The 20,294-nt window shown below is 60.7% G+C and carries 17 protein-coding genes; 6 read left to right on the top strand and 11 right to left on the bottom strand.

What is annotated here, in order from left to right; all coding sequences use genetic code 11:
• The first annotated feature begins 48 nt into the window (after window positions 1-48).
• Entirely contained in the window at window positions 49-702 is a 654-nt protein-coding gene (locus ABTV87_RS20655; RefSeq protein ID WP_433898277.1) for a thiopurine S-methyltransferase, read from the top strand.
• 60 nt (window positions 703-762) lie between these two features.
• Here ABTV87_RS20655 and htpX read toward each other — a convergent pair whose 3' ends face one another.
• Together htpX and ABTV87_RS20645 are read right to left on the bottom strand one after the other, a co-directional pair.
• A complete protein-coding gene (gene htpX, locus ABTV87_RS20650) occupies window positions 763-1,650 on the bottom strand; it encodes a protease HtpX (protein WP_007955710.1) in 888 nt (295 codons plus the stop codon).
• 303 nt (window positions 1,651-1,953) lie between these two features.
• Complete coding sequence (locus ABTV87_RS20645) at window positions 1,954-3,165, bottom strand: pyridoxal phosphate-dependent aminotransferase (RefSeq protein ID WP_007955711.1); 1,212 nt, start codon at window positions 3,163-3,165, stop codon at window positions 1,954-1,956.
• Window positions 3,166-3,390: 225 nt separating this feature from the next.
• Between ABTV87_RS20645 and msrB the strand changes: the two genes are divergently transcribed.
• The 3 genes from msrB (at window position 3,391) to ABTV87_RS20630 (ending at window position 4,832) form a co-directional block, all read left to right on the top strand.
• The gene (msrB, locus tag ABTV87_RS20640) at window positions 3,391-3,786 is read left to right on the top strand and encodes a peptide-methionine (R)-S-oxide reductase MsrB (protein ID WP_064383288.1); all 396 of its coding nucleotides are present in this window, start codon (window positions 3,391-3,393) and stop codon (window positions 3,784-3,786) included.
• Window positions 3,787-3,888: 102 nt separating this feature from the next.
• The gene (locus tag ABTV87_RS20635; RefSeq protein WP_085607138.1) at window positions 3,889-4,374 is read left to right on the top strand and encodes a glutathione peroxidase; all 486 of its coding nucleotides are present in this window, start codon (window positions 3,889-3,891) and stop codon (window positions 4,372-4,374) included.
• A complete protein-coding gene (locus ABTV87_RS20630; RefSeq protein WP_085607136.1) occupies window positions 4,371-4,832 on the top strand; it encodes a MarR family winged helix-turn-helix transcriptional regulator in 462 nt (153 codons plus the stop codon). Before ABTV87_RS20635 ends, ABTV87_RS20630 begins: the two co-directional genes overlap by 4 nt.
• On the opposite strand, the gene ABTV87_RS20625 is transcribed toward ABTV87_RS20630, so the two are convergent.
• Window positions 4,816-7,179 (bottom strand): hybrid sensor histidine kinase/response regulator, encoded by a 2,364-nt coding sequence (locus tag ABTV87_RS20625; protein ID WP_371915869.1) that lies wholly within the window; start codon window positions 7,177-7,179, stop codon window positions 4,816-4,818. The two genes, ABTV87_RS20630 and ABTV87_RS20625, sit on opposite strands and share 17 nt — an antisense overlap.
• A 124-nt stretch (window positions 7,180-7,303) precedes the next feature.
• On the opposite strand from ABTV87_RS20625, the gene ABTV87_RS20620 reads away from it, so the two are divergent.
• Window positions 7,304-8,194 (top strand): ATP-binding protein, encoded by an 891-nt coding sequence (locus ABTV87_RS20620; RefSeq protein ID WP_007955716.1) that lies wholly within the window; start codon window positions 7,304-7,306, stop codon window positions 8,192-8,194.
• Window positions 8,191-8,673 carry a GAF domain-containing protein gene (locus ABTV87_RS20615; RefSeq protein WP_011335287.1) on the top strand — a complete coding sequence of 161 codons (483 nt, stop codon included), beginning with the start codon at window positions 8,191-8,193 and terminating at the stop codon, window positions 8,671-8,673. The genes ABTV87_RS20620 and ABTV87_RS20615 overlap by 4 nt, the downstream gene beginning before the upstream one ends.
• Here ABTV87_RS20615 and ABTV87_RS20610 read toward each other — a convergent pair whose 3' ends face one another.
• The 8 genes from ABTV87_RS20610 to ABTV87_RS20575 form a co-directional block, all read right to left on the bottom strand.
• Window positions 8,674-11,616, bottom strand: coding sequence for an HD domain-containing phosphohydrolase (locus tag ABTV87_RS20610; protein WP_433898276.1), 2,943 nt, complete (start codon window positions 11,614-11,616; stop codon window positions 8,674-8,676).
• Between the two features lie 48 nt (window positions 11,617-11,664).
• Window positions 11,665-15,309, bottom strand: coding sequence for a transporter substrate-binding domain-containing protein (locus ABTV87_RS20605; RefSeq protein WP_433898275.1), 3,645 nt, complete (start codon window positions 15,307-15,309; stop codon window positions 11,665-11,667).
• A gap of 8 nt (window positions 15,310-15,317) precedes the next feature.
• Window positions 15,318-15,944: a response regulator transcription factor gene (locus ABTV87_RS20600; protein WP_007955724.1), complete on the bottom strand. Its 627-nt coding sequence runs from the start codon at window positions 15,942-15,944 to the stop codon at window positions 15,318-15,320.
• A 347-nt stretch (window positions 15,945-16,291) separates the two neighbouring features.
• Entirely contained in the window at window positions 16,292-17,620 is a 1,329-nt protein-coding gene (locus ABTV87_RS20595) for a deoxyguanosinetriphosphate triphosphohydrolase (RefSeq protein WP_433898274.1), read from the bottom strand.
• Window positions 17,621-17,688: 68 nt separating this feature from the next.
• Window positions 17,689-18,852, bottom strand: a complete 1,164-nt coding sequence (locus ABTV87_RS20590) for an EAL domain-containing protein (protein WP_207983551.1) — start codon at window positions 18,850-18,852, stop codon at window positions 17,689-17,691.
• 123 nt (window positions 18,853-18,975) lie between these two features.
• A complete protein-coding gene (locus tag ABTV87_RS20585) occupies window positions 18,976-19,314 on the bottom strand; it encodes a hypothetical protein (protein ID WP_064598290.1) in 339 nt (112 codons plus the stop codon).
• Window positions 19,311-19,697, bottom strand: a complete 387-nt coding sequence (locus tag ABTV87_RS20580) for a phage holin family protein (RefSeq protein ID WP_127799159.1) — start codon at window positions 19,695-19,697, stop codon at window positions 19,311-19,313. Before ABTV87_RS20580 ends, ABTV87_RS20585 begins: the two co-directional genes overlap by 4 nt.
• A gap of 2 nt (window positions 19,698-19,699) precedes the next feature.
• Entirely contained in the window at window positions 19,700-20,014 is a 315-nt protein-coding gene (locus ABTV87_RS20575; protein ID WP_221535309.1) for a DUF883 family protein, read from the bottom strand.
• Window positions 20,015-20,294: the final 280 nt, after the last annotated feature.

Here is a 20,294-nt window from a genome sequence, read left to right as displayed (position 1 = left end):
TTCCAATATAAGTTTTAACGCCTTTTGATCGAATTCTTAGGAGGATGCATGCAGCCGGAGTTTTGGCACAAGAAGTGGGAATCGAACCAGATCGGCTTTCACCAGCCTGAGGTGAACCCGTATTTGCAGCGGCACTGGCCCGATCTGGCCATCCCGGCGCAAGCGCGTGTGCTGGTGCCGTTGTGTGGGAAAAGCCTGGATCTGTTGTGGCTTGCTGGTCGTGGTCATCAGGTGCTTGGTGTCGAGCTGTCGGAGAAGGCTGTGGAAGACTTCTTTCTTGAGCAGCAATTGCAGCCGCAGGTGATCGAGCAGGGCGACTTCAAGGTTTATCGCGCTGGCGCGATCGAGTTGTGGTGCGGGGATTTCTTTTCGCTGACGGCGGCTGATGTGGCCGGTTGCACCGCGCTGTATGACCGGGCGGCAGTGATTGCCTTGCCGCCAGCGATGCGCGAGCGTTATGCGGCGCACTTGCAGGGACTTTTGCCGATATGCCGAGGGCTGTTGGTGACGCTGGATTATGACCAGTCGCAGATGCCCGGGCCGCCATTTTCCGTAGACGATGCCGAAGTGCAGCGTTTGCTGGGCAGTACCTGGCGCGTCGAGATGCTGGAAGAGCAGGATGTACTCGGTGACAGCTGGAAGTTCGTGCAGGCCGGCGTTACGCGGCTGGAGGAACGGGTTTACCGGATTTCCGGACAGTAATCGACAGGCAAAAAAAAGGCCCGCATCACTGCGGGCCTTTTGGTTGGTGCGCCGGTTTGATCAACCGCGACGACGCAGGGCGTCGATACGCTCTTCCAGCGGCGGGTGGCTCATGAACATGCGGGCGAACCCTTGTTTGATGCCACCGTTGATGCCGAAGGCGTTCAGGGTGTCAGGCATGTGCACCGGCAGGCCCTGTTCGGCGCGCAGACGTTGCAATGCGTTGATCATCGCGCCCGTACCGGCCAGGCGTGCACCGGCATCGTCAGCACGGAACTCACGTTTACGCGAGAACCACATCACGATCGCGCTGGCCAGAATACCCAGCACCAGCTCGGCGAAGATGGTCGCGATGTAGTAGGCCATGCCCTGGCCTTCTTCGTTCTTGAAGATCACCTTGTCGACGAAGTTGCCGATGATTCGTGCAAAGAACATCACGAAGGTGTTCACCACGCCCTGGATCAGCGCCAGGGTGACCATGTCGCCGTTGGCCACGTGACCGATCTCGTGGGCCAGCACGGCCCGCACTTCATCTTCCTTGAAACGTTCGAGCAAGCCCTGGCTGACCGCGACCAGTGCGTCGTTCTTGTTCCAGCCGGTAGCGAAGGCGTTGGCTTCGTAGGCCGGGAAAATCCCGACTTCAGGCATCTTGATCCCGGCTTCCCGGGACAGTTGCTCGACGGTTTGCAGCAGCCATTGTTCGTGGCGGGTGCGTGGCTGGGTGATGATCTGGGTGCTGGTGCTCATCTTCGCCATCCACTTGGAGATGAACAGCGAGAACAGGGAGCCGGCGAAACCAAAGACTGCACAGAAGACCAGCAGCTGACTGAGGTTGAGATCAACCCCGTTGGCCGCCATGAACCCGTTGAAGCCGAAAAGGCTCAGGGTGATGCTGGCTATCAGCACGACCGCCAGGTTAGTGGCCAAAAACAGCAGGATGCGCATCATGGTTGTAGAAATCTCCTCAAGCTAAAGATGTAGCGTACTGCGGGGTATATAAGGTGCGGCACCTGGCGATTCAACCGAGTGACTATTTCAAACTGTGTCCTACACCGGATTCGTCGGGCATGGGACATTTCCCACCGCCGGATCCGCTATGGATGACAGGCACGCGGCACCCGGTCTCATTGCGTCAGGCACACATGATTCGTATGAGTCGAAAGTGTAGAAGGTGCTGGAGGAGGGGCGGAGCAGAAGTGTTGCTGAATCAGACAGTGCGCAACGTTCGGGCCGTTGCGCACTGAGCGCCGGTTACTGGCGGTAGGACTTGAGGAAGTTGCCGATGCGACCGATGGCCATGTCCAGGTCATCGACCCGCGGCAGGGTGACCACGCGGAAGTGGTCAGGCCACGGCCAGTTGAACGCCGTGCCTTGCACCACCAGCAGCTTCTCGGAGAGCAGCAGGTCGAGCACGAACTTCTCGTCGTTGTGGATCGGGCAGACTTTCGGGTCGATCTTCGGGAACGCGTACAGCGCGCCCATCGGCTTCACGCAGCTCACGCCGGGAATGTCGTTGAGCAATTCCCAGGTACGGTTGCGTTGTTCCAGTAGGCGACCTTGCGGCAGCACCAGATCATTGATGCTCTGATAGCCACCCAGAGCGGTCTGAATCGCATGCTGGCTCGGCACGTTTGCGCACAGGCGCATGTTGGCCAGCATGTCGATGCCTTCGATGTAGCTGTGGGCGTTGTGTTTCGGCCCGGAAATGGCGATCCAGCCGGAACGGAAACCGGCCACGCGATACGATTTGGACAGACCGTTGAAGGTCAGGCACAGCAGATCCGGGGCCAGCGAAGCGGTGCAGATGTGCACGGCGTCGTCGTAGAGGATCTTGTCGTAGATCTCGTCGGAGAACACCACCAGGTTGTGCTGACGGGCCAGTTCCAGCATGCCGAGCAGCACTTCCTTCGAATACACCGCGCCGGTCGGGTTGTTCGGGTTGATGATCACCATCGCCTTGGTGTTCGGGGTGATCTTGGCCTTGATGTCGGCCAGGTCCGGGAACCAGTCGGCGCCCTCATCGCACAGGTAATGCACCGCGTTACCGCCGGCCAGGCTCACGGCAGCGGTCCACAGCGGGTAGTCCGGCGCCGGCACCAGCACTTCGTCGCCGTTGTTGAGCAGTGCCTGCAGCGACATCACGATCAGCTCGGACACGCCGTTGCCCAGGTAGATGTCTTCGATGCCGACACCTTCGACCTGCTTTTGCTGGTAGTACTGCATCACCGCCTTGCGCGCGCTGAACAGGCCTTTGGAATCGCTGTAGCCCTGGGCGGTCGGCAGGTTGCGGATCACATCCTGGAGAATTTCGTCCGGCGCTTCGAAACCAAAGGGCGCCGGGTTGCCGATGTTCAGCTTGAGGATGCGATGGCCCTCCTCTTCCAGGCGTTTGGCGTGCTTGAGCACCGGGCCGCGAATGTCGTAGCAGACGTTGGCGAGCTTGTTCGATTTGCTGAACTGCATGGCGATGTGATCCCGAAAATGAACGATCCAGGCGGCGGGTGGACAACCGTGCTGGGAATCCTGCGTCTTCACACAGGCAAGTGTCTCGAGCGGCGGTTTCCAACAATCCGTTTGAATGCGCAGGAACCCGCTGCCAGACTGGCGTGTGACGAGGCGCAATCATACGTGCCGCCCGATCCGTGGAAAAGGTACAGATCGGGCTTTTTCAGCCGCTGAGGTGTGATGATGGAAAAGATTGAAAAGACCCTGGAAGAATGGCGGGCGATGCTCGACCCCGAGCAATACAACGTGTGCCGTCTCAGTGCTACCGAGCGACCGTTCTCCGGTAAATACAACGCCACCAAGACTGACGGTGTCTATCACTGCGTCTGCTGCAACGAGCCATTGTTTGATTCCAAGACCAAATTCGATTCCGGTTGCGGCTGGCCAAGCTTCTACGCGCCGATCGGCGAGAGCGCCATGACCGAAATCCGTGACACCAGCCACGGCATGATCCGCACCGAAGTGAAATGCGCCAAGTGCGATGCGCACCTGGGCCACGTATTCCCTGACGGTCCGCCGCCGACCGGCCTGCGTTACTGCATCAACTCGGTGTGCCTGGACCTGGTGCCGCGCGAGTAACCGATACGGGCGATCCATGGGTCGCCTTTCGAATAATTAAATTGCACACAATTCAATTGCTCGCTATTTTTGCCGTCTACCCATTTTTCAAGAGTGCGCACCATGAGCGATAACCTGCTGAACATTCCGTGCACCACCATCAAAGGCGAGCAGAAGACCCTCGCCGATTTCGCCGGCAAGGCAGTGCTGGTGGTCAACACCGCCAGCAAATGCGGTTTCACGCCGCAGTACAAAGGCCTTGAGGAACTGTGGCAGACCTACAAGGATCAGGGCCTGGTGGTGCTGGGCTTCCCGTGCAATCAGTTCGGCAAGCAGGAGCCGGGCAACGAGGGCGCCATCAGCGAGTTCTGCGAGCTGAACTACGGTGTCAGCTTCCCGCTGTTCAAGAAGATCGAAGTCAATGGTAACGGCGCGCATCCACTGTTCGTGCAGTTGAAGAAACGCGCGCCAGGCGTGCTGGGCTCTCAGGGCATCAAGTGGAATTTCACCAAGTTCCTGATCGGCAAGGACGGCCAGTTGGTCAAGCGCTTCGCCCCGGCCACCAAGCCGCAGGATCTGAGCCGCGAGATCGAAGCCCTGCTCAAATGAACAGCCTGTCCGCCGATTCGCTGAAGCTCGACAGTCAGCTGTGCTTCAAGTTGTATGCCGCATCGCGGGCGGTGATCCGTGCCTACAAACCGATGCTCGATCAGCTTGGCCTGACCTACCCGCAATACCTGGCGATGCTGGTGTTGTGGGAATGGCAGCAAACCGCGCCGGAGCAACCGACGGTCAAGGCGCTGGGTGAGCGTCTGGCACTGGATTCCGGCACGCTGACGCCGTTGCTCAAGCGTCTGGAGCAACTGCAACTGGTCCAGCGTCAGCGCTCGGCCCGTGACGAGCGTGAGGTTCATCTGAGCCTAACGCCGCAAGGGCAGACGCTGCGTGAACAGGTCGGGCCGTTGAAGGCGCGGCTGTTGTGCGACAGCGGGGTGGATCTGGACCGGCTCAATGACTTGCGCGACGGTCTCGATCACCTGCTGGGGCAGATCAAAGCACTGTCGTAGTCGGAATCCACTGGTCCAGCAGCGCCGCCAGCTCTTCACGGCGGAACGGCTTGGCCAGGTAGTCGCTCATGCCCGCCGCCCGGCAACGTTCGCGTTCCTCGGACATGGCGTTGGCGGTCAGGGCGACGATCGGCAGATGCGGCCAGCGTCCGCTTTGGCGGATCTGGCGGCTGGCTTCGTAGCCGTCCATCACCGGCATATTGCAGTCCATCAGCACCAGATCGAATTCGTCGTGTTCCAGCTGATCCAGCGCTTCCACGCCATGGGCGGCGACTACAACGTCGCAGCCGAGTTTGCCCAGCATGCCCTTGGCCACCAACTGGTTGACCGGGTTGTCCTCCACCAACAGCACCCGACCGCGCCGCTGCGACGGCACGTTTTCGAGGCGTGCGCGGTCGATGGTGGTGAGGTCCGGCAACAGTGTCCGGCGCAGATTCTGATACAGCGCGTTGCGAGCCAGCGGTCGGGCCTGCTGCTGCAACGGGGCGAGGGCGGTGGCTTCTTCACCCGGCATGAAGCTGCCATAAGCGGTCACCAGCAGAATCGGTGCCGTCATCGCCGGGCGCAGGCCGAAAAGGCATTCCGGGCAGTCGGTGATGATGACGTCGGGGGATAGACCGAGCAGCGGGTCGTCGAGGGTTCGCTGCTCGTAGGTCAGTCCCCAGACCGGCAGCAGACTTTCCAGCAGCTCCGCCAGCCCGCTGACCGCGTTGGTGATCGCCAGCACCTTGCCGTGCAACGGTGGCGGAATCACCGCGCGGGTGTGGCAGGGCAGTGGCAGTTCGGCGCAGAACTGACTGCCGAAACCCACTTCGGAGCTGATGGTCAGGCGCCCCTGCATCGCTTCGCAAAGGTTGTAGGTCAATGCCAGCCCGAGCCCGGTGCCGCCGTATTGGCGGGTGATGCCGGCACCCGCCTGGGTGAACGGCTGGAATATCTTCACCTGCGCTTCCTGGGCGATACCGATGCCGGTGTCGCAGACTTCGATCCGGACGCCGTCCTTCCAGGTGGACAAGCGCACATCGACCCGACCGAAACGGGTGAATTTCAGCGCATTGGACAGAAGGTTGCTGACGATCTGCCTGACCCGGGTCGGATCGCCGAGTACCAGCGCCGGGAAGTACGGATCGATCAGGCAAGTCAGTTCAACGCTCGGCGCTGCGTTCTGCGACAGCAGGTTGGCGGTGTCTTCGATCAGCGAGCCGAGATCGAACGGAATGTGTTCGAGTTCCAGTTGCCCGGCATCGAATTTCGACAGGTCGAGAATATCGTTGAGCAGCTCTACCAGCACTTTGCCCGAGTCGTGGGCGATCGACAGTTGTTGCTGCTGTTCGGCGTTGAGCGGGCCGTCGAGCGACAGGGCGATCATCCCGAGCAGGCCGTTGAGCGGGGTGCGGATCTCGTGGCTCATGTTGGCGAGAAAGGCCGAACGCGCTTCGGCCATGTCCAGTGCCGTGCTGCGGGCCACTTCGAGTTCCTGGTTGGACTGGCTGAGCCGCGCGTTGATCGCCTTGAGCTCGGCGGTACGCGCGGACACGATGTCTTCGAGTTGCGCGAGGTAGTCGGTGAGGCGGTTTTCCGCATTGCGCCGCTGCTGGATTTCCGTGGCGATGTTTTCGAACTGCTGGTTGGCAACTTTGACCAGCACGCCGATCTCGTCGTTGGCGTGCCCCCCCGGACATTCCAGGGTGGTCGGCTCGGCGCTGCGCGGGTCGCGGCCGCTGAGTTCGCGAATCACCCGCACCAGCGGTTTGGTCAGCATCACGTAGAACAGCGCGAGCAGGATCCCGGTGAGAATCAGGCTGCGGGCGAAACCGTTGAGCAGCGTGACTTCCGCGCGGCGCAGGAAGCGGCTGCCGAACGCGTAGGTGTCGACTTCCAGGCGCAGGGTGCCGAGGGATTCGTTGGGCAAGTGATCGAGGTAGAGGCGGTCTTCGAACTGGCGTTTGGCGCCGAACAGGAAGTCGCTGATCATGCGGTAGCCGCTTTGCAGCTCCGGGCGTTTGACGTTGGCCAGCACCGTCTGGTTGTTGTCGGTCAGTTGTGCGGAAATGATCGCCGGAGAGCGCAGCAGGCCCAGGGTCAGTTCCTGCGCCAGTTCGGCATCGATGTTGTAGGCGATGCGCGAGGCCGGGTTATGGCTGATTTCCAGCAAAGACAGGATTTCACGGTTGATGGACGCGTCTTCACTGGCATAATCGATGCCGATTTGCAGCAGGCTGAGCAGCGTGCCCAGAATGAACCCGACCAGCACGGTAAGCCGGGCCTGTTTGTACGACAGCCGGTGGGTGAATTTGATATCCATGGGGTGTTGAACCACTTCCGTTTCCCTTCGCTGCTCAAGCATAGTCGATCATGCACGGATTCCGGGGTTCCCGAAGCGCCTTGTAACAAGGCCCGGGACAGGTTTCGAACGCTGTCTGTCATCGCTGCATCGCCATCATCACTGTGAACGAGCCCGAGGAGAAGACGTGGATTCCCGATTGAATGCTTTTCTTGAACGCGCCGAGTCGGTTCTGGCGCGGATCGAACCACTGCTGCCGGCTCCACGCCCGGTCATCGACTGGGGTACCTGCCTCGCCGCACGCTGGCAGCGTGACGGTCGCAGCGGTTATCTGCTGCCGCTGGAAGTCAGTCTCGACATGCGCCTGTCGGACCTGATCGGCGTCGACCGCCAGCTGGAGCAACTGGGCCGCAACACTCAGCAATTTCTCGACGGCATGCCGGCCAACCACGCGCTGCTGTGGGGTTCGCGCGGTACCGGTAAATCGTCGCTGGTGCGTGCGCTGCTGGCAGAGCATGCCAAGGCCGGTTTGCGCCTGATCGAAATCGAGCGCGATCACCTGGCGGACCTGCCACGGGTGGTGGAGCAGATCGCCAAGCTGCCGCAGCGCTTTGTGCTGTTCTGCGATGACCTGTCGTTCGAGTCCGGCGAAGGCGACTACCGCGTGCTGAAAAGCGTGCTGGACGGCTCGCTCGAACAGGCGCCGGACAACGTGTTGCTGTACGCCACTTCCAACCGTCGCCATCTGGTGCCGGAAAAGGAAAGCGACAACGAAAACTGGAAGCGCGTCGATGGTGAGCTGCATCCGAGCGAGGCGGTTGAAGACAAGATCGCGCTGTCGGATCGCTTCGGCCTGTGGCTGTCGTTCTATCCGTTTACCCAGGAACATTTCCTAAACGTCGTCGAACACTGGATCGGCCAGTTGGCCGCCAAGGCCGGCCTGAGCTGGGAGCGCGACGAACAACTGGACATTCTCGCCGTGCGCTGGGCAACCGGCCGTGGCAACCGCAACGGACGTTGCGCGTACCAATTCGCCCGTTACTGGGTGGGACTGAAATTGTTGGAGCACAAGGCATGATTGATTTGCAACAGAGCGGCCAAGGCCTCGAAGGCTATGGCATGTTGGCCGCGCAACTGGAATCGCTGCTGGCGGACGAGCGCGATTTCATCGCCAACGCCGCGCAGTTTTCGGCGTTCCTGTTCAACCAGCTCGATGACCTGAACTGGGCCGGTTTCTACCTCAATCGCAACGAAGAGCTGGTGCTCGGCCCGTTCCAGGGCCAGATCGCCTGTGTGCGCATTCCGTTCGGTCGCGGTGTGTGCGGCGCGGCGGCTGCCAGCCTGCAGACGCAACGGGTCGAAGACGTTCATGCGTTCCCCGGTCACATCGCCTGCGACAGCGCGTCGAACAGCGAACTGGTCGTGCCGTTGGTCAAGGACGGTCGCCTGATCGGCGTGCTCGACCTCGACAGCCCGAAGCTCGCGCGTTTCGGTGCCGACGATCAGGCCGGGATCGAACAACTGGCGGCGATCTTCCTGCGTCTGACCGACTGCTGATCACGCCGCCAGGCCTGCCTTGAGCAGCACGGCCGCCGGGTCCACGGCATCGATCTGCCGTGGATCGAGAAAGCGCGTGGCGTACTGCAAATACACGCCATCGCGGATGAACAGCCCGAACAGCTCGGCATCGATGTGCGCTTCGCGGCACATGGTGGCCATGATCCCCAGCGCTTCACTGAGGGACTTGGCTTTTTTGTACGGGCGATCGGCAGCGGTCAGGGCTTCGAAAATATCGGCAATCGCCATCATGCGCGCCGGCAGGCTCATGTCTTCGCGCTTCAGGCGCTTGGGATAACCGGTGCCATCCATCTTTTCGTGATGCCCGCCGGCGATTTCCGCGACGCTGTTCAGATGCCCGGGGAAGGGCAGGTGGCTGAGCATCAGGATCGTCTGCACCATGTGGTGGTTGATGATGTAGCGTTCCTCGCGGGTCAGGGTTCCCCGGGGAATGCTCAGGTTGTACAGCTCGCCGCGATTGTATTTGTACGGTGGCACGTCGAGCTTGAAGCCCCACGGATTGTCCTCGGGAATCAACTCGCCTTCGGCGCGTTCCAGCAGATGTTCGGGCTTGTCTGCCAGCAACGGTTCGGTGACCGGCAAGGTCGGTGCCGGGGTGCGTGACTGACGCCGGTTCTCTTCCCATGACAGGCCCAGCCGATCATCCAGCGTGCGCGTCCATGGGCGTTTCGCGATGCCTTGCAGGCGTTGCAGGTCGGCCTCGGCCATCGCTTCACTGCCCAGATTACAGTGGGCGACGAATGCAAAATCATCATCCAGTGCTGTCAGGGTTGCGTCGCGCAGCTCGGCCAGTTGCCGTTCTTCGCCGCCCATGGCCAGGGCTTGCCAGTAGCTGACCCAGGCATCGCGCTTGAGCACTTCGAAGCGGGTGCGGATTTCGTGCAGGCGATCGTTCAGGGTTTCCAGTTTGGTGGCTTTGTCGACCACGTATTCCGGGGTCGTGACCTTGCCGCAATCGTGCAGCCAGGCGGCGATGTGCAGGGCCTCCCATTCGTCTTCGTTCGGCTGGTAATCGCTGAAGGCCGGCGCCTCACTGGCTGCGGCGGCATGGGCGAGCATCAGGGTCAGCTCCGGCACGCGCTGGCAATGCCCGCCGGTATAAGGACTCTTGGCATCGATGGCGCCGGCCAGCAGTTGAATGAACGCATCCAGCAGTTGCTTCTGCCGGGCTTGCAGGCGCTGGCTTTCGATACTCACCGCCGCTGCCCCGGACACCGCTTGCAGGAAGGCAATGCGGTCGGGCCGCAGCTTTTCCAGATCACTCGCCGTGCCGCTGTCATTGATCAGCAGTACCAGCAGGCCGACGGTCTCGTTGTGTCGGTTATGCAAACGGATACCGATCAGGTGCACCCTTGGCGACTCCATGGCCAGCAGCACTTTCTGCAAGTCGGTGGCCTGTTCGAAACCCAGATTGCTCACGACGGTGTTGGCGTTCGCCAGTTCCCGAAACCATTCGGGGCCCTGAGTAGCGTCAAGATTGCGCCCCTGAATATCGAACGCGGCCAGGGCTTGTGACGCGCCATCCACCACCAGTCCGTAGGGCTCCATCCGGTTGCCATCATTTTCGCGAAGATAAATCAGGCCCGCCTGGGCCTGGGCGATCTGCACGGTCTCGAACAGGACTCGTTGCAGCAACGGGGCGAAGCGGGTTTCGGCGGTCAGGCTGTCGGTGATCCGGAAGAAACTGGCCAAGGTGTCCTTCATGCGGGCCATCGACAGACTCAACTGGTCGACCTCCAGCACCGGTGATCGACGGGTCACGGGAAAATTGAAATCGAAACTGCGAATCGCATCGGCCTCCTTGACCAGCGCATGCAGCGGCTTGACCAGAATCCGCGAGATCAGCCACCCGAGCGGCAGGCACAACAGCAGGGTGGCCAAGGTGATCAGCGCGCCTTGCCAGCGCATGCGATAGGCGTCGACCAGCAACTCGTCCTCCGGCACCAGCAACGCCATCTGCAAACCTTTCGGCCCGCCTTCCTGCAACTGGCTGCGGGCGACGATCCATAGTCGGCCATCGGCCTTGAGCCGATTGCTCTGATGGCCGGACAACAAGGCGCCAAGGGCGGGGCTCAAGTCGGCAGCCTTGGCCAGACGCGCCGTACGGTCATCGACGATCAGCCGGCTGCTGTCGGGGTAGGCCACGGCGTTGCCTTCGGCGTCGAACAGGACGATTTCCGTGGCCGGTGTTACCACATGTTTGATCAGGGTTGCGGAGAGTGCGTCGAGAGTCAGGTCGGCGCCGATCACCGCGTCATCACCGCTGCGTCGGGCCAGCGTCGTGCCGACGTTGTGGGTGGAGAAAAAGACGTAGGGTTCGGTGGTGATCTGTTCGGTCTGTTGCCGCGCGTTGATGTACCAGGCGCGGCTGCGAGGATCATAAGGATCGTCGGGGTTGTCCTGCCGGCCGACCGGAGACAGTGCCTGGTCGAAGAACAGCGACTGCGAATGCGCCTGACCGCTGGCGTCGTGTTCGATGCTCCAGACCTGAAACGCCGCGGCGTCCGGTGCCTTGAGCAGGGTTTTCAGCGCCGGCGTGCGCAAAGGACGAACCATGAAAAAATCGCCGTTGCCATAACCCAGGTACAGCGAGGCCAGATCCGGGTTGTCCGTCAGGGACTGGCTGAACGGCTTTAGCAGCGCCAGACGCTGTTCGAGGCCGGAAGAGCGGGCGGCGGGGGTGTCCGCCAGCAGGCTTAGCAGGTGCCGGATCGGTGCATAAGTGGCCTGCAGATCAAGGCGCACATCCTGCTCGATGCGGTTGAACAGTTTTTCGCTGCTCGACAGGATGATCTGTGTGGTCTGTCGATAGTTGAACAGACCCAGCACCACCCCGGTGAGCAACAGCAGAAAGGTGAACATGACGCTGATGTGCACATGCAGCGGAAACCGGCGTTGTTCCGGGCGCAGTGGGCTGGGCATTGCGGACTCTCCGTGTAGGTAAGCACACTGCTCAGCGTCCAAGCATAGTTAAGCCCCGGTCACTTTGCTCTCGCTGATCCGGTTCAGTTGCTGTTCCAGTGCCTGCTCCAGTTCCAGGATGGCGAGACGGCTGGCCTGGCAGCGACGCTCGATCTCATCCCCCGGCTGTGCTTGCAGGCACGCCAGCTCAAGCGCATCGCAGCTGTCGATCAGGCGCGAGGCTTGGGCAATGCGCGCGGCGCCCTTGATCTTGTGGGCGATGACGGCCAGCGCGGGAGGATCCCGGGTGAGGGACAGGGCCTGCAATTCCTGCCGGTCAAGACGACTGCTGTTGAGCAGTTCTGCCAGCAAGCGGTGAGTCTGGGACGGGTTGCCACCGGTCAGCAGCGTGAGCCCTTGCAGATTGAACACCGGCGCACGGAACAGCGGCTGAATACTGTCGACCCATTGGCTCAGGCTGTTCAGGCTCAGGGGTTTGAACAGACACTCGTTCATGCCGGCCTGTTTGCAGCGCAGGATCTCCTCCGGCTGGGCATTGGCGGTGAACCCCAGCACCGTGCAGGCCGGACGACGGGTGATTTTTTCGTGCTGACGAATCGCCCGGGTCAGCTCGTAACCGTTCATGACGGGCATGTTGCAATCGGCGATGACCAGATCGAATTCGCCATTTTTCCATTGTTCCAGCCCGCGCAAACCATCTTCGGCGATACAGAAACGATGGCCGAGGTATTCAAGCTGTTGGCACATCAGCAGCCGGTTGGCCGGGTGGTCATCGACCACCAGAACCGTCAACGGAATGAGGGGGGCCTGAATCTGTGGTTCCTCTTCAGCTCTCGCCACTTGCGCAGGCAGGATCGCCACCGGCAGAGAAACAGTGACCTGAGTGCCGATTCCGGGGAGGCTGCTCAACCGCAGTTTTCCACCCATCATCTCGCACAGGTTGCGGCTGATGACCAGCCCCAGTCCCGCACCACCGACGGTTCGCTGCCCGCCGTTGCCGGCCTGGGCGAAGGGTTCGAACAGGCGCGACTGATCCTGCGTCGTGATCCCGATGCCGCTGTCCTGTACGGTCAATTGCATCACCGAGCGTTCGGGGTCGTCCGTGGGTAGAACGTCCAGCGTGATTCTGATGTGTCCTGCTTCGGTGAACTTGATGGCATTGCTGATCAGGTTCGACAGCACCTGCTTGAAGCGCAGCGGGTCGAGGTGTACATCGACATTCAGTTCAGGGGGAGAGACGGACACGGTCAGTGAGAGCTGTTTTTGCCGGGCGAGACCTTCGAAGATTCTGACCACCGAGCCGACGGTATCGATCAGGTTGATTCGTTCGGGGTTCAGGCTCAGCCGCCCGGATTCGATGCGCGCAATGTCCAGGATGTCGCCGATAAGGCCCAGCAAGTCCTTGGCGGAGTGGTAGGCCGTTTCGATGCCCGAGCGATCCGGATGAGCCTGATCCATGCGCTTGAGCGTCAACTCGAGCATGCCGATCACGGCGTTCATCGGGGTGCGGATCTCGTGGCTCATGGTCGCCAGAAACGTACTCTTGGCCCGGTTGGCATCGTCTGCCCGTTCCTTGGCTGCGCGAAGTTCGTCGAGCAGTTCGCGGCGCTCACTGATGTCGATCCAGCCGCCGATGATTCCCTGGACTTCACCGCTGGAGTCCCGGTACGGCAGGATCCAGTGATAGATCGTCAGGTGCCGGTTGCCGATCTGCAAGGGCCGGTCGAGCACCAGCGGTTTACCCTCGGCCACTACCCGCTGATAGTCGGCCTGATACGTCAGGGCCTCGAAAGCATTGTTCAATGCACCCTGCATCACGCTTTTGCCAATGACCTCTTCGCGCCGGGCATTGAACGCCTGGAGATAGCTGTCATTGCAACTTTGCAGGACGCCCTGGCGGTCACGCACGTAGATGGGGTGGGGTGTGCCGTTGACCAGTGAGCCCATGAATTCCAGCTGGTCATTCAAGGCCCGTTCGGCCGCCTTGCGTTGTCTGATCTGGCGGCGCATGTAGGCATTCCACAACAGCGACAGCAGCAACAGCAGGCAGGCGCCGCCGATCACTTGATAGAAAAAACGCTGGTATTGGCGCCAGGTGCCTTGTGAAACGCTCGAGTATCCCCGCCAGCGCCCGTTGATGATGCCCAGTTCTTCGGGGGTGATGCTCATCAGCGTCTTGTCGATGATCGAGCCCAGCTCCGTGTTGTCCCGGGCGGTTGCCAGCGAGAAAGCCGCCTGACGGGTGCCGATGGTGGTGGTGATCTGCAGTGGCTGTTCGAAGATGCGGGAAGTGATGAAGTAGTTGGCGATGACCAGCGAGTTCACGGCGCCCTCGACCTGACCTTCGTCGAGCAGTGCCACGGCGCTGAAGGTGTCCGGCGTTTCGATCAGCTGAATACGCGGAAATTCGGTGCGCAGGTATTCGATCATCGGATTGCCCTGGGCAATCGCCAGCCGCTTGCGTTTGAGCTGGCCCAGGTGCGTCGGGCTGTCGGCCGCTTTTCGGGTCAACAGCACGTAGGAGTTTTCCAGGTAAGGACGGCTGAAGGTCAGGGTTTCTTCGCGTTGAGTGGTGGGCAGCAGGGCGGCGATCAGGTCGGCCTGGTGATTTTCAATCTGCTTGATCATCTCGGCATCGCTGCGGCTGCGGCGTATCTCGAAACGCAGGCCGGTGCGCAGGCGAATGAGTTCGAGCAGGTCGGCACTGATGCCGCGAAAGTTGCCTTCACTGTCGAAGAACGTCAGCGGAGCGAAGGCCTCGTTGACGACAACACTTACGACCGGATGCTTTTTCAGCCATTGTTCTTCGCGTCGGGTCAGTTGCAGCTTCTGGTCGGTGAGCAGTGTGTCGCTGCCGACGCTCCAGCGTTTGGCGATGTTTTCGCGCTCGCTGCCCGGGACAGCCTTGAGCACGGTGTCGATGATGCCGGTCAGTTGCGCGTTGTTGCGATGCACGGCGAAGCTGAAACCGTGGGCCTCGTGCTTGCCGAAATTGGCCATGCGAATGTTGTTCAGGTAACCCTTGCTGATCATGTAGTGGGTGGAGATGGTGTCGCCGAGAAATACGTCCGCCTGATCGAATGCGACCGCGTTGATTGCGTTCTGGTAGGACGGATAGGACGTGATGAGGGCTTTGGGATACATCGCCTTGACCTCATCCAGCGGCAGGTAGTGATAGAGCATGCTCAGCCGCAGACCGGCCAGGCCTTCGGTCAGCGAGCGGGTTTCGCCTTCGCGGGTCACCAGCACCGGCTGGTCGACTGCATAGGGTCGTGACAACACGATGTCAGGGTTCTCCGCTTCGAAACCGTTGGACGTACCCAGGATGTCGATGCTGCCGTCGATCAATGCCCGGATCGCGGCTTCTCGCGAGGCGAAGCGCCTGACCTTGACCGGCAGTCCGGTCGCCTGGCCAATCAGTCCGGCGTAATCCGCCGTGAACCCCTCGAAGTCGTGACCGCTGGTGGTCATGTCGAAGGGCGGATAGTCGGGAGCTGAGGCTCCCAGAATCAACTCTTTGCGAGTGTGCAGCCACGCCGCTTGTGATGGCTCGAACAAGACCGGTAGCGATCGATCGGTCGAGCGCGCGAGCAGGGCAAAGTCCTGAAAACCAGGCGATGCAACTGTGACAGGCGCGCTGAGACTCAGGCATGCACTCAATGCAATCAGAAAATTCTTTAAGCGACGGGGCATGTTGGCTCTCACACGAGTGCGTTACGTTTGGCCATTTCGATAAGTTCTACAAGGGACTTGGCTTTCAGTTTTTGCATCAGGCGTTTTTTATAAGTGCTGACGGTTTTATTGCTGAGAAACATGCCTTTGGCAATTTCCTTGTTGGTGCGCCCTTGGGCAAACAGTTGCAGGACCATCAGTTCCCGGTCATTGACGGATTTGAAAAGTTCAAGTTCTACATAGCGCACATCATCGTGACGAACAGGATTCAAAGCCTGGCTGGGAAAGTAGTTGTAACCGGACAGCACAGCTTTGATTGCACTGACCAGTTCACTCAGGTCTTCCTGTTTACACACATACCCCGACGCACCTGACTGCATGCAGCGGATGCCGAACAGGGTCGGGCATTGTGCGGTCAGCACCAGCGTCTTGAACGGCGAACTCATGGAGTTGAAGCGGGCCAGGACCTCCAGGCCGTCGAGCTTGGGAATGCTGATGTCGAGGATGATCAGGTCGGGCATGCATTCGCGAACCATTTGCATGGCATCGACACCATTATCGGTTTCTCCGACGACTTTATAACCTTCATGCTCCAACAGCATTCGAACGGCGAGGCGGATGACCGGGTGATCGTCGACAATAAAAACGGAGTTCATAATCAAATCCCATACGAGCGCAAATAAAGGGCGAACCTTAGCTCAGATGAATGAACGCACGCATGAACTGACAGTGCGTCAGCGGCAATCAAGGAGAAGTCCTACAAATAAAGAGGAATCAGACTACGTGTTAACTAGGTTTGACGTAGGTAGAGGCGTGAGATGTTCAAGCGTTGTACTTGATTAATTTGGCAGATGCGCAGGAAAAGTTTGTGCGGTCAAGGCTGAAGCTATTATTCGTTGTTTGTTTCTGTCTTCTTGAAACTATAAAAAAGGAAGACTTTGTCTTTTCGCCGCTACTGCACCAGACCCGACCGATCCATTGCAGATCGGTCGGGCGGCAGGCGTCAATGACTGGAACGTCCGGCCATTTCCAGCGCCATGTCGCTGGCGTAGCTGTCGGTCATGCCGGCGATGAAGTCGATCATGCGCAGGAACGACGCGTGCAAGGGGCCGTGCGGATCCGGCGCATTGTTGCCCAGCAGATCGAGAATCCGGCGGCTCTTGAACGACGGCGTGCGGCCGTTGTGCTGTTCCAGGGCCGCACCGCAGAAGGCGTTGAGCAAAATCTCCAGGGTCGTGTAGGCGCCGATTTCGTGCAGGGTCTTGCGCTTGTCCTGGAAGATTTTCTTGCGGGCGATGTCCTTGGCGTTTAGGACGCAGCGTTTGGCGGGACCGTGCATATGCTCCACCAGATCCCCCGGCAGCGTACCGGCCAGCAGCGCATCCTGTTGTTCGACGAAGGCGCGGGCCGCAGCGTTGGTCAGGTGCTCGATGGCCTTGCCGCGCAGGATTGCCAGTTTGCGCCGGCGCGAATCCTGCGGGCCGAGCTGGCGATAGGTTTCCGGCAGGTCATCGCCGACCAGACCGAGCAGCAGCGACTCGACTTCGGCGTAATCCAGCAGCTCCATTTCCAGGCCATCTTCCAGATCGATCAAGGCGTAGCAGATGTCGTCCGCCGCCTCCATCAGATACACCAGCGGATGGCGCGCCCAGCGTTGCTCTTCCAGCTGCGGCAGACCCAGCTTGTGGGCGATCTGTTCGAGCAACGGCAGTTCGCTCTGGTAACAACCGAACTTGTGCTTTTTGTAACCGAGGGAGTCGGCGTGACGCGCGGTCCACGGGTACTTCAGGTAAGTGCCGAGGGTGGCGTAGGTCAGCCGGGTGCCGCCGTCGAACTGGTGATACTCCAGTTGCGTGAGGACCCGGAAGCCCTGCGCATTGCCTTCGAAGTTCAGGAAGTCACCGCGTTCCGCATCACTCATCGCATCCAGCCAGCCGCGTCCGGCAGCCTGCTGGAACCAGTGACGGATCGCATCTTCGCCGGAGTGGCCGAATGGCGGGTTGCCGATGTCGTGCGCCAGGCAGGCCGACTGCACCACCATGCCCAGATCGCTCGGCTCGCACCATTCGGGCAAGGCGCGGCGCAGGGTTTCGCCCACGCGCATCCCCAGCGAACGGCCGACGCAACTGACTTCCAGCGAGTGGGTCAGGCGCGTGTGAATGTGGTCGTTGCTCGACACCGGATGCACCTGGGTCTTGCGCCCCAGGCGGCGGAAGGCGCCGGAGAAGATGATGCGGTCATGGTCTTTATGGAACGGGCTGCGGCCAAGTTCCTGCGGGCTGTGCAACGGTTTGCCGAGACGTTCGCGGTTGAGCAGGGTATGCCAATCCAAGGCTGATTCTCTCCGTCTGGTGACTGATTCCCTAGCTTCCCGGTTCAGGCTGGCATCTGCAAGCGCAACTACAAGCCCGCCGCATCGATGTCGATCAGCAGCAGGCGCTCGCCGTTATCGAAAAACTGTCCGGCGGTCAGGCAATACTGGTTGCTGGTGGCGTCGCGATAGGTGTTGGAAAGGGTCAGGCGTCGTTCTTCCCAGCCTTCGGCCAGCAGGTGATAGAAGTACGGGCGCCATGACCAGTTGTGGCCCAGGTAGCGGTTGTCGGCCACCCAGCCGCTTTGTCGCCATTCCAGGTTTGGCGTCAGCTGGGTGCCGTGACGGTCGCACTGATAAAAGCGCAGCAGCCAGGGAAAGGCGTCGAGCTGTGGCAGAGCGCTGAGTGGAGCGCGGGCCTGGGCCCAGGTTTGCAGGATGGTCATGAGTTCGCTCAGCTGCTGGCGCATGAACATCAGTTTGCTGCGTTCGGCCAGCTTCTGGCGCACATAGGACTGGCGCAGCTCGGCGAAGCGTTCAACGAAGTCATCCGTACCAAAAAGCGCCTCCTGCGCGCGGGCGAACAGAAAACCCTGCACGTAACGCGATCCGCACTCCAGCGCGAAATTCAGTTGCGCCGCGGTTTCCACGCCTTCGGCAATGATCCAGCAGCCAGTCTTTTCGGCCATTTGCGCGAGGGCCTTGACCACGTCACTGCTCGGTCCGCCAAGTGCGGCGGCCTGGAACAGGCGCATGTCGAGTTTGAGAATGTCCGGTTGCAGCGCCAGCACGCGATCGAGCTGGGAATAACCAGCGCCGAAATCGTCGATGGCGATCCGTGCGCCGGCATCGCGATAGCGCGCTACGACTTCGGTCAGGCGCTGGCTGTTACCGCCAAGCTCGGTGATTTCGAAAACTATCCTTTGCGGGTCGATGCCATGCCGGGCGAGCTGTTTCAGGCTCGGCAGCGCCTGGTCGGCACGCAATCGACTGATCCAGCGCGGTGACATGTTCAGGCTGAGAAACCAGTCCGGCGGTGCCTCGTGCAGTCGACTTAGCGCGTTGTCGCGAATCTGCCGGTCCATTCGGCGCAGCGCGATGGCCGGGGTGCGCGGGTCGGCGAACAGCGGTCCGACCGACGCCAGTTGGCCATCGGCCTGGCGCAGACGACCCAGTGCCTCGACCCCTGCAATGCGTCCGGTGGCGGTATCGATGAAAGGTTGAAAGCAGGCGAGCGGTTGCCCGTCGATCACGGGGCCTCCTTGTCGTTCTTGTTCTGGTCGAATTCTGCCGGCCGGATAGGCAAGCGGGATTGAACCTCCGGATAAGAGATTCAATCCCGCCGGTATTGCAAGAATGCAGCCAGATGCGAGGGATCAGCGCTTGCTCGAACTCTGCATGACCAGTTTGATCAGCGGAGCGAGGCTGGTGCCCAGGCGGATCAGTCGGGTCAAGCCGCCGACACCTCCGCTCTTGGCCCCTTTTCCCGTGATGAAACCCAGCAGCGTCACGGCCGCCACGCCCCACAACGGCGCGTGCTTGATGCCGAACCCGCCCTGCAGGTTTTGCGTCATGCCACGCATGCGCTGCAGAGGTTGCAGGACCTGGCCGGTTTCGTGGCGGATTTCCTGACGATGCATTTCCATGCGCAGACGGATCAGTGCCTTGCGCATTTCACGGCGAGAGCTGTTGTGCGGAAGTTCAGGCAGGCTCATGGCAGCAGGCGCTCCCGGTCATTGGCCAGTTCTTCCAGCGTGCCGTGGAAGGGCGAGGATTCATCGAAGATCGCGGCCTTGAGACGCAGCGCGCAAAAGATTGCCGCCAGGGTGTAAAACACGCACAGCCCAATGATTGCGGCCAGGCGATAGGTGTCCCAGAACACGATCAGTACGAGGGTCGACAGGCCGACCAGCAGCAGCAGCGCAAACACCAGCGCCAGGCCGGCGAACAGCAACAGGCTGACGGTGCGTGATTTCTGTTCCTGCAGTTCGATGCCGAACAGTTCGACGTGGCTGTGCAGCAGACCGAGAACGGCAGCACCCAGACGACGCGTGGAGGAGGCGGTGCCCGAGTCCGGGCCGGATTCACCGATCGACATGATCAGCGCCGCGTGGCCAGCAGGCCGATCAGGAAGCCGACGCCGGCGGCGATGCCCACCGATTGCCACGGATTGGCCGACACATATTCTTCGGTGGCGGTGACCGCAGCCTGACCGCGCTCGCGCAGGGTGTCCTCGGTCAGCTTCAGGGTTTCCCGTGCGCGCAGCAGGCTTTCGTGGATCTGTTCGCGCAGATCGTCAGCCTGATCACCGGCCAGCGTGGCGGTGTGTTCCAGCAAGCGTTCAGTGTCGCTGACCAGAGTCTGGAAGTCGTTCATCAGGATTTCTTGAGCAGTCTTTGCCTTGATGCTGGCCATGGGGGATCTCCGTAAGTGGCGTTCTGAAGCGGTGTTCTGAAGCGTTCGAGTATGAGCCAAGTGTGAAGGTTCAGTGCAAATGGCTGGTACAACTTTTGCTGTGTCGTGGTGCGTCGATCGGTGGCAGTGCGCTGTTGCCGGGCGCGAAACCGGGCAAAGCAACGCCCGGATGATGAGGGTTCATGTCAGCCCATCGACCTTGTGCGCCAAAGCGGTTCACCGGACCACCGGATCAGTGACCGCACAGTCGCAACTTGGTGCATGAAATGTGCGCATGAAC

Origin of the sequence: Pseudomonas sp. PSE1(2024), assembly GCF_050990555.1 — a bacterium.
Classification (GTDB): domain Bacteria; phylum Pseudomonadota; class Gammaproteobacteria; order Pseudomonadales; family Pseudomonadaceae; genus Aquipseudomonas; species Aquipseudomonas aphyarum.
This window is presented reverse-complemented; position numbering and strand designations above follow the sequence as displayed.